A 10,036-nucleotide genomic window follows, 5' to 3' on the forward strand; every position below is an offset into this window, starting at 1 on the left:
TGCCCGGATGGTCGCCGTGGTCGGAGATGTTCGTTTTGCATCCATCCACCGCTCCGCAAGCGTCGTGATCTTATCACCGGGCGCGAACAGGTGACCGATCGTCAATATGGGGACGACTGCGGCCCATTGCTCTCAATACCTGACCGAACCCTCGTGTGAGATCGGCCGCTCACGACGACTCCGCACGCGGAACCCGGCTCACAGCCAACCGGCGCGCTGCGCCTGCAAAGCCAACTGGAAGCGGTTCGCGGCTCCCAGACGGGCCATCAGGACCTCCAGCCGGCGGAACAGCGTGCGGCGGCTGACGCCCAGCTCCCGCGCGATGACGTCGTCCGTCGCACCGCCCGCGAGGAGCCACAGCAGGCGGCGGTCGCCGGGAGGCGGACCGCCGGGTCGGGTGGTGCGGCCGTGGAAGGGAAGGGCGTTCGTCCAGGACTGCTCGAACAGCGCCACGAGCGCGGAGAGCAGCCCGCTCGGCTGCACCACCAGCAGCGTGTTGACCACGTCCGCCTCCCTGATCGAGAGCGACACGAGCGCGTACGCGTCGTCGATGATCAGGAGCTTCACCGGCACCGAGGGCAGCACCCTGGCCTGTTCGCCGGCCTCGACGCACGGTTCGATGGCCTCCCTCAGTCGGCCGGGGTACTCCAGCGACTCCCGCGCGTACACGACCCGCTGCGTCACCCCGCGGGCGAGCGTGGCCAGCGCGTCCTCCGTCGCGCCCGAGTGCGGGAAGTAGGGGGGTGACTCGAGCTGCCGGATCTGCTCGCGGGCGCTCGACCAGGCCCGGCGCATCCTCGGGCCCACGGCGTCCCCGGTGACGACCTCGACGAGATGGTCGTCGTACGCGGCGGACCGCCGCCGGAACGACTCGAACGCGCCGCCGACCGCGATCCGCGACTCCTCCAGCTCGGCCGCCCGGTGCCGAGCGAGGATCTCCAGGCCCGCGGCCGGCGACACCGGAGCCACCACGTCCGCATCCCCCTCCGCGGCGCCGGCCAGCCCCGCGTCGGAGAGTTCTGCGTACGCCACGACGAGCTCCGCGCCGCCCAGGCCCACCGCCCGGCCGATCGCGCTCAGCGGAGCGGGCGCCTGTTCGAGCAGCGCCAGATAGACCCGGCCGGCGGACTCGCCGATGCCCAGGAGCCGGAGGGCCTCGCCGAGTTTCGCGTTCGTCATGGACGCATTATCGACCGCGCCCACGCCCTCGTCGTGGCCGATCCGTGCCAGTGGCACTCCTGGGCACCCGGCGCGCGCGTCCCGGACTACCGTCCGGGGCGCAGTCCAGGAACGCACCACCCACCGGTACCGACGGGAAGAAGGGGAACGCCGTGGCCAAGGGCCGAAAGAACGGTCTGTACACAGGGATCTCCGAGGAGCTGTCCGCCCTCATGCGCACGGGGTGGGCCGACACGGAGCGGCACGACCTGACACTCGACGAACAGGCTCCGTACGCCGCCCGCCGCCGCGCCGCGCTCTCCGCGCGATTCCCCGGCGAGCGCCTCGTCATCCCCTCGGGGAATCTCAAGGTCCGCTCGAACGACGACCCCTACCCCTTCCGGCCGTACTCCGGCTACGTGCACATGACCGGGGACCAGGCACGGGACGGCGCGCTCGTCCTAGAACCCCGCGCGGACGGCGGCCACGACGCCTACTGCTACCAGCTGCCGCGGGACGGCAGGGACGACGACGAGTTCTGGACGGGCGCCACGGCGGAGCTCTGGATGGGCCGGCGGCGCTCCCTCGCCGAGGCGGAACGCGTGCTCGGGCTCGCCTGCCGCGACGTCCGTACCGCCGCCGAGGACCTGGCCGCCTCCTCCGGCGTGCCCACCCGTATCGTCCGTGGCGTCGACCCGTCGCTGGAGGCCGCCGTCACCACCGACGAGGAGCGCGACGACGCGCTGGAGGAGGTGCTCAGCGATCTCCGGCTCGTCAAGGACGCGTGGGAGCTGGCGGAGATGCGCAAGGCCGTGGACTCCACCGTCCGCGGATTCACCGACGCCGTCGGGGAGCTCTCCCGGGCGATCGCGTCCTCCGAGCGCTGGATCGAGGGCACCTTCTTCCGCCGGGCGCGCCTGGAGGGCAACTCCGTCGGCTACGGTTCGATCTGCGCCGCGGGCGAGCACGCCACGATCATGCACTGGACGGACAACGACGGACCGGTGCGTCCGGGGGAGCTGCTCCTGTTCGACGCGGGCGTCGAGACCCGCACGCTCTACACCGCCGACGTCACGCGCACGCTCCCGATCAGCGGCACGTTCACCCCGGTGCAGCGCCAGGCCTACGACGCCGTGTACGAGGCGCAGGAGGCGGGCATGGCCGCCGTCAAGCCGGGCGCCGCGTACCGCGACTTCCATGAGGCGTCCCAGCGCCACCTGGCGGCCCGGCTCGTCGAGTGGGGCTTCATCGAGGGCCCCGCCGAGCGCGCCTACGCACTCGGACTCCAGCGCCGCTTCACCATGGCCGGCACCGGTCACATGCTCGGCCTGGACGTGCACGACTGCGCGCACGCCAGGAACGAGGAGTACGTCGACGGAGTCCTGGAGCCCGGCATGGTGCTCACCGTGGAGCCCGGTCTCTACTTCCAGCCCGACGATCTCACGGTGCCGGAGGAGTGGCGCGGCATCGGGGTCCGGATCGAGGACGACCTGGTCGTCACCGAGGACGGCCACGAGAACCTGTCCGCGGGCCTGCCCAGGTCCGCCGACGACGTCGAGGCGTGGATGGCCCGGACCGCGGGCTGAACCGTGGCGGACGACCCCCGCCCGCCGGGTTCTCCACAGATCCGGCGGGCGGGCCGGGGGTGTCCGCGCCCGCCGTTAGGCTTGTCGAATGGCCCTTCCGGAAGCTTCCCCCGCGATCTCCGACCCTCTCCAGGTGCTGCACCGCGTCTTCGGATACAGCTCCTTCCGCGGTGAACAGCAGGAGATCGTCGAGCAGGTCGTCGGGGGCGGCGACGCCCTCGTCCTGATGCCCACCGGCGGCGGCAAGTCGCTCTGCTACCAGATCCCGGCGCTGGTCAGAGACGGCACGGGCATCGTGATCTCGCCCCTCATCGCGCTGATGCAGGACCAGGTGGACGCGCTCAACGCCCTGGGGGTGCGGGCCGGATTCCTGAACTCCACCCAGGACCCGTACGAGCGGCAGACGGTCGAGCAGGCCTTCCTCGCCGGTGAGCTCGACCTGCTCTACCTGGCCCCCGAGCGGCTGCGCACCGAAGGGACGCAGCGGCTGCTCGACCGGGGCACGGTGTCGCTCTTCGCGATCGACGAGGCGCACTGCGTCGCCCAGTGGGGCCACGACTTCCGGCCCGACTACCTCGCGCTGTCGATGCTGCACGAGCGATGGCCCAAGGTTCCCCGGATCGCGCTGACCGCGACGGCCACCGAGGCCACCCACGCGGAGATCGCGGCGCGCCTCGGTCTGCAGGAGGCCCGGCACTTCGTCGCGAGCTTCGACCGGCCCAACATCCAGTACCGCATCGTTCCCAAGAACAGCGCCCAGAAGCAGGTCCTGGAGCTGATCCGCACCGAGCACGAGGGGGACGCCGGAGTCGTCTACTGCCTCTCCCGCGCCTCGGTCGAGAAGACCGCGGCCTTCCTCGTCGAGCACGGGATCGACGCCCTGCCGTACCACGCCGGCATGGACGCCCGGGCCCGTGCGGCGAACCAGGCCCGCTTCCTGAGGGAGGACGGGGTCGTGATGGTGGCGACGATCGCCTTCGGCATGGGCATCGACAAGCCGGACGTCCGCTTCGTCGCCCACCTCGACCTGCCGAAGTCGGTCGAGGGCTACTACCAGGAGACCGGCCGGGCCGGACGCGACGGGGAGCCGGCCACGGCATGGCTCGCGTACGGGCTGCAGGACGTGGTCCAGCAGCGCAAGATGATCGACGGCTCCGAGGGCGACGAGACGCACCGCCGCTCGCTGGCCGCGCACCTGGACGCCATGCTCGCCCTGTGCGAGACGGTCGAGTGCCGCCGGGTGCGGCTGCTGGCGTACTTCGGACAGTCGGGCGAACCCTGTGGCAACTGCGACACCTGTCTGACCCCGGCCGAGTCCTGGGACGGCACGGTCGCGGCGCAGAAGCTGCTGTCCACGGTCTGGCGGCTCGCGAAGGAGCGGCGCCAGAAGTTCGGCGCCGGCCAGATCATCGACATCCTCCAGGGCAAGAAGACCGCCAAGGTCATCCAGTTCGACCACGACGCCCTGTCGGTGTTCGGCGTCGGGGCCGACCTGGGCACCGCGGAGTGGCGCGGAGTCGTGCGCCAGCTCCTCGCCCAGCGGCTGCTCGCGGTCGAGGGCGACTACGGAACCCTGGTCCTGACGGACGCCAGCGGCGAGGTGCTGGGCGGACGCCGTCCGGTACCGATGCGCAAGGAGAAGGCCCCCGCCGCCGCGGCCCGGACCGGTTCGGGCTCGCGCTCCGGCAAGGGTGCCCGCGTACCCGTCGACCTGCCGTCCGAGGCGGTCCCGGTCTTCGAGGCCCTGCGCGCCTGGCGGGCCGCGACGGCCAAGGAGCAGGGCGTCCCGGCGTACGTCGTCTTCCACGACGCCACCCTGCGCGACATCGCGACCCGGTTCCCGGCGACGGCCGCGGAGCTGGGCACCGTCGGCGGCGTCGGGGAGGCCAAGCTCGCCAAGTACGCCCAGGGCGTCCTGGACACCCTGGGCGAGTGCCGCGCTCCCGGAGGAGGGACCCCTGCCTCCGGAGAGACCTCGGCCGCCGCGCCGTCGTCCCTCGCGACGACGCCCGCGCCCCCTGCTCCCTCCGGATCCGCTCCGTCCGGATCCGCCCGGCGGGGCCCGGAGCCGGAGCCGGACCTGTTCGGCGACGAGCCGCCCGCCGACCCGGACGAGGAGATGGCTCCACCGCCCTGGGACGACGACTGGCGTTAGCGGGGCCGGGTGCGGCGGGGGACGGGGTGGCCTGTCCCGTCAGGGCTGGTGGGCGAGCAGCTCCCCCTCGGAGGGGAAGTACTCCTCCGCCGACATCTCCCGGCCGGCTTCGGTGCGTAAGCGGCGCAGCACGAGCCCGCGTTCGCCGCTCGTGGGGGCATCGGCTCCCGTGACGATCACCACGCCCTCGTCCTCGTGGTGGAGCACGAGGCCGGGGGCGCCGGAGTAGGTCCGCTCGGAGACCGTCGCCGCGAGGAGTTCCAGCCGCCGGCCCTGGTGGTGGGTGTAGGCGGTCGGAAAGCGGTCTCTCCGGGCCTCGACGAGCCGGGCGATCCGCTCGGCCGGGTGCGTCCAGTCGATCCGGCCGTCCTCGACGGAGTCCGTACGCGCCGGGGGGTCGTACCGCGTGGGCTCGTGGACGACGCTCGCCGGTGCCGGTTCGAGGTGACGGTGGACCCGGCGGAGGAGAGAGGCGAGCTGGTCGCGTTCCTCCGCGTCCAGCGGGGCCAGGATGTCGTCGTCGGTCGAGGCGATGTCCGCGTTGAGCAGATCGAGGAACGAGCGGCCCTCGGGCGTCAGCCGTACGACGACGCGGCGCCGGTCGGCCGGGTCCCGGCCGCAGTCGACATGGCCCGTCCTGACCAGATCGTTGACGATCTTCACCAGGTCGCTGGCGTTCATGTCGAGGCGGGACGCGAGGACCGTCTTCATCTGGGGGCCCAGGTCGGCCACCATCGCCATCACGGTCAGATGCCACAGGCGCAGTCCGTGGGCGGTCAGCCGGTCCGTGAGTCTGCGGCGCGCGGCCTTGCCGATGGCGTACATCAGGTAGGCGTTGAGGTTCAGCACGCTCGGTGGTGTCGTACTGAGCGAGGGCGGGCCGGAGGCGACGGGGGTGCGGGGCTCGTCGTCTCCGGATGTCCCGGCGCCGTCGGCTCCCCGCCTCGTGTCGATGCCGGGACCCGTGGCGGGCGACGGGACGGGGGCCGCGGCGGTGATGTCGACGTCGAGGGTGCCGAGCGTCAGATCGGCGTTGGCGAGGGAGCTGAAGACCTGAGCCCAGTCGGTCGGCATGTTCGATATGCCGACGACGGCGAACCGTGTGCCGTTCGCATCGTGCGCGGTGCCGGAGGTAACCCGTGGTTGCATCGATGTACCTGTTCGCAGTTCAAGTTAGGTGACCCTAACCTACTCGTGCCGGAAGGGGAGCCGGCGCCCCCAGGACCGTCTGGGGGCGCCGGAGTTCAGCGGGGCGCGGCGCGGGGGCCGTCAGGGGCGGCTGGTGAGGTAGCCGCCCATCGAGGTGAAGTAGTCGGTGGCGGACAGCTCCTGGCCGTCCTCGGTCCGTACGCGAGTGATCGCCAGACCGTGGTTGCGGCCGGTGCGGGCGTCGGCGCCGGCGACGATCGCCACGCCCTCGCCCTCGCGGTAGAAGATGCGCCCGGGCGTACCGCCGTAACGGCCCTCGGACACCACGGCGGAGAGGACTTCGAGGCGCCGGCCCTTGTGGAAGGTGAACGCGGCCGGGTAGGGCGCGGACTGGGCGCGGACCAGGCGCTCCAGGGCGTCGGCGGGCCAGTCCCAGTTGATCCGGATGTCCTCCTCGGACCGCTTGTGGAAGAAGCTGGCCTGGGAGCGGTCCTGCTTGGTGAACTCGGTCTGCCCGGAGGCGATCAGGTCCAGGGCGCCGACCGTGACGGGGGCGATGAGATCGACGGTCTTGTGGAACAGGTCGGTCGCCGTGTCCGTGGGTTCCACGGTCACCGCGCGCTGGTCCACGATGTCGCCGGCGTCGAGCACCTCGTCCATCATGTGGGCCGTGACGCCGACTTCGCGCTCGCCGTTGATGAGGGCCCAGATCAGCGGCGAGAAGCCCGCGTACTTGGGCAGCAGCGAGTCGTGGACGTTGAGCGTGCCGTGGCGGGGGAGGGTGTAGATCCGCGGCGGGATCCAGGTGCGCCAGTTGTTGGCCACGATGATGTCCGGGTCGGCCTCCTTGAGCCGCTGGAACAGCTCTTCGTCGTCAGGCCTGTTGCGGATGACGACGGGGACGCCGTGCTCCTCGGCGAGGTCGGCGACGGAGTCGCTCCAGATCTTCTCGTAGGCGTGCTCGCTCTTGGGGTGCGTCACGACCATCACGACGTCGTGCTCGGAGTCCAGGAGAGCTTGCAGGGTTCGATGCCCCCAGGTCTGGTAACCGAACATGACGACCCGCATGGAGTTCCTCCTCGGAAGAGCGAATGACCGTCGCCAAGTAAAGCAAGGCTTACCTAAGGATGCAACGGCCCCTGTTTTCACGCGTGTTCAGTGCTGCTTTCTCGCGCGTGACCGATTCGTCCGGTCGACAGCTCGGGGCAAGTCAGGTTAGCTTTACCTAAGTTCGCCCTGGCTGACGCCACCGGCGGGCTCGGCGTCTCGTACTTTTCATCCTCGCCTGACAGGCGGCTGTCCCGCACGATGGGAGTGACATGTCACAGGTTCTTCCTGGCGACGCACCTCTGATCCATGACCTCATAGGAATCGGCTTCGGGCCGTCCAACGTGGCCATGGCGATCGCGCTCAGCGAGCACAACGCTCGCGTCGGCAGGCAGGAGGCGGTCACTGCTCACTTCTTCGAGCGCCAGCCCAACTTCGGCTGGCACCGCGGCATGCTCATCGACGACGCCACGATGCAAGTGTCCTTCCTGAAGGACCTGGTGACGCTCCGTAACCCGTCCAGCGAGTACACCTTCCTGCGCTATCTGCAGAGCAAGGGCCGGCTGATCGACTTCGTCAACCACAAGAACCTCTTCCCGCTCCGCGTCGAGTTCCACGACTACTTCGAGTGGGCTGCGGCGAAGGTCGACGACATGGTCTCCTACGGCCACGAGGTCGTCTCCGTCGAGCCCGTCGTACGCGACGGAGTCGTGGAGTACCTCGACGTCACGGCCCGCTCGGGCTCGGAGACCGTCGTCCACCGCGCGCGAAACCTCGTCATCGGTACGGGACTTCGGCCCCTCATGCCCGAAGGCGTCGAGCGCGGCGACCGCGTGTGGCACAACTCCGACCTGCTCGCCAAGGTCGACGGCCTGGAGGGCACCGACCCCACGCGCTTCATCGTGGTCGGCGCCGGCCAGAGCGCCGCCGAGAACGTGGCGTACCTCCACCGCCGCTTCCCGCAGGCCGAGGTCTGCGCCGTCTTCTCCCGCTACGGCTACAGCCCGGCGGACGACAGCAGCTTCGCCAACCGCATCTTCGACCCCGAGGCGGTCGACGAGTACTACACGGCTCCCGACGACATCAAGCGCCGCCTGATGGACTATCACGGGAACACCAACTACTCGGTCGTGGACATCGATCTGATCGACGAGCTCTACCGGGTGGCGTACCAGGAGAAGGTGCTCGGTGCCGAACGGCTGCGCTTCCTCAACATCTCCCGCCTGACCGGCGTCGAGGAGACCCCGGACACGGTCCGCGCCACCGTCACCTCCCTGGTCACCGGCGAGGAGAACGTGCTGGACGCCGACGTCGTGGTCCTCGCCACCGGCTACAGCCCTGCCGAGCCCCTGAGGCTCCTGGGGGAGGTCGCGAAGAGCTGCCACCGGGACGAACAGGGCCGGGTCCGCGTCGAGCGGGACTACCGCATCTCGACGGACCCCGCGGTGCGCTGCGGCATCTATCTGCAGGGCGGTACCGAGCACACCCACGGCATCACCTCGTCCCTGCTCTCCAACACCGCGATCAGGGTCGGAGAGATCCTGGACTCGATCCTCGACCGCGGTCAGGAGCCGGCCCTGGACGAGCCCCGGCCGGTCGCCGACGGCATCGGCTCGATCCGCTGACCCCGTCCCCGCTCCGCCAGGCCTCCGCCGCCTGCCAGAACCCCACCCCCCATCGCCCCACCAGCTCCACCCGCCCCGGCTGTCTCGTAGCGTCCTCGTACGCGGCGGTCGTGGCACGCACCGTGTGATCCCCGTGAAAGGAACCTCCGTGTCCACTGGTACGCGCCCCGCTCTGACGCGGTTCGTCAGACACTTCCCGCAGGTGGCCGTCGCCACCGTCGCCGCGCTCGCGCTGTCCGCCTGTGGGGGCGGCACCGAGAAGACCGAGTCCAAGCCCTCGGGCGAGGCGAGCAAGTCCTCCGCCGCCTTCCCCGTGACCGTGGAGCACAAGTACGGCTCCACCACCATCGACGCGGAGCCGAAGCGGGTCGTCACCCTGGGCCTGTCGGACCAGGACGCGGTGCTGGCGCTGGGGATCAAGCCGGTCGGCGCGGTGGACTGGTTCAAGGAGCAGCCGTACGGCAAGTGGCCGTGGACGAAGGACAAGTGGGGGTCCGCCAAGCCCGAGATCGTCGGTGAGCGCGACGAGTACAACATCGAGAAGATCGCGGCCCTGAAGCCCGACCTCGTCATCGCGCAGTACTCGGGGATGAAGAAGGAGCAGTACGACACGCTCTCGAAGTTCACCAAGGTCGTGGCCCAGCCCAAGGACCTGCCCGACTACGGCGCGTCCTGGCAGGTCATGACGCGGCAGATCGGCAAGTCCCTCGGCAAGGACGCGGAGACCGAGAAGCTGATCTCCGGCATCGACGCCCGCTTCAAGGCCGTCCGCGACAAGCACCCCGAGTTCGCCACGAAGACCCTCGCCGTCGCCGACAGCTTCGAGGCCGGCAAGTACTCGGCCTTCACCAAGACCGACCCGAAGGCGATCTTCTTCTCCGAGCTCGGCTTCAAGCTGAAGCCCGAGATCGACACCCTGGCGAAGCCGGGCTGGAACGTCGCCGAACTGAGCGCCGAGAAGCTGAACGTGCTCGACGTCGACCGGCTCGTCTGGGTCACCTCCAGCACCGAGGCCAACGACCGCATCAAGGCCGAGCCGCTCTACAAGAAGCTGAAGGTCAACTCGGAGAAGCGCGACCTGTTCGTGCCCTACCAGGACCCGGACATCGGCGCGGCCTTCTCCTTCAACACCGTCCTGTCGATCCCGTACGCCATCGACGAGGTCGAGCCGCTGATCGCGGCCGTCAAGTAACGCCCGTCACCGGCATCCGGCCCGTCCGCCACCCGGCGGAACCGCGCCCCGCTCCCGGCAGCCCCGCGCCACGCCACCGCACTCACGGTGGCCCCCCTCCCCGGCGCGGGGCCCGGGAGCGGGG

The 10,036-nt window shown here is 70.4% G+C and carries 7 protein-coding genes; 4 read left to right on the forward strand and 3 right to left on the reverse strand.

Annotated elements, in window-relative coordinates; all coding sequences use genetic code 11:
- Nucleotides 1–198: 198 nt before the first annotated feature.
- Nucleotides 199–1,179 carry a LuxR family transcriptional regulator gene (locus ACZ3IJ_RS02895; protein ID WP_467465875.1) on the reverse strand — a complete coding sequence of 327 codons (981 nt, stop codon included), beginning with the start codon at nt 1,177–1,179 and terminating at the stop codon, nt 199–201.
- A 152-nt stretch (nt 1,180–1,331) separates the two neighbouring features.
- Here ACZ3IJ_RS02895 and ACZ3IJ_RS02900 point away from each other — a divergent pair, with 152 nt between their 5' ends.
- Both ACZ3IJ_RS02900 and recQ read left to right on the forward strand, forming a co-directional pair.
- A complete protein-coding gene (locus tag ACZ3IJ_RS02900; RefSeq protein ID WP_467465876.1) occupies nt 1,332–2,744 on the forward strand; it encodes an aminopeptidase P family protein in 1,413 nt (470 codons plus the stop codon).
- A gap of 88 nt (nt 2,745–2,832) precedes the next feature.
- On the forward strand, nt 2,833–4,899 hold the full coding sequence (recQ, locus tag ACZ3IJ_RS02905) for a DNA helicase RecQ (RefSeq protein WP_467465877.1): 2,067 nt from the start codon (nt 2,833–2,835) through the stop codon (nt 4,897–4,899).
- A 39-nt stretch (nt 4,900–4,938) separates the two neighbouring features.
- Here recQ and ACZ3IJ_RS02910 read toward each other — a convergent pair whose 3' ends face one another.
- Both ACZ3IJ_RS02910 and ACZ3IJ_RS02915 read right to left on the reverse strand, forming a co-directional pair.
- Complete coding sequence (locus tag ACZ3IJ_RS02910) at nt 4,939–6,048, reverse strand: MarR family winged helix-turn-helix transcriptional regulator (protein ID WP_467465878.1); 1,110 nt, start codon at nt 6,046–6,048, stop codon at nt 4,939–4,941.
- Between the two features lie 120 nt (nt 6,049–6,168).
- Nucleotides 6,169–7,116 (reverse strand): methionyl-tRNA formyltransferase, encoded by a 948-nt coding sequence (locus ACZ3IJ_RS02915; RefSeq protein WP_467465879.1) that lies wholly within the window; start codon nt 7,114–7,116, stop codon nt 6,169–6,171.
- A 251-nt stretch (nt 7,117–7,367) separates the two neighbouring features.
- Between ACZ3IJ_RS02915 and ACZ3IJ_RS02920 the strand changes: the two genes are divergently transcribed.
- Nucleotides 7,368–8,720, forward strand: coding sequence for a lysine N(6)-hydroxylase/L-ornithine N(5)-oxygenase family protein (locus ACZ3IJ_RS02920; RefSeq protein ID WP_467465880.1), 1,353 nt, complete (start codon nt 7,368–7,370; stop codon nt 8,718–8,720).
- A 148-nt stretch (nt 8,721–8,868) separates the two neighbouring features.
- Nucleotides 8,869–9,912: an iron-siderophore ABC transporter substrate-binding protein gene (locus ACZ3IJ_RS02925; RefSeq protein ID WP_467465881.1), complete on the forward strand. Its 1,044-nt coding sequence runs from the start codon at nt 8,869–8,871 to the stop codon at nt 9,910–9,912.
- The last annotated feature ends 124 nt before the right edge of the window (nt 9,913–10,036 follow it).

Source organism: Streptomyces sp. NPDC013317 (assembly GCF_055563155.1).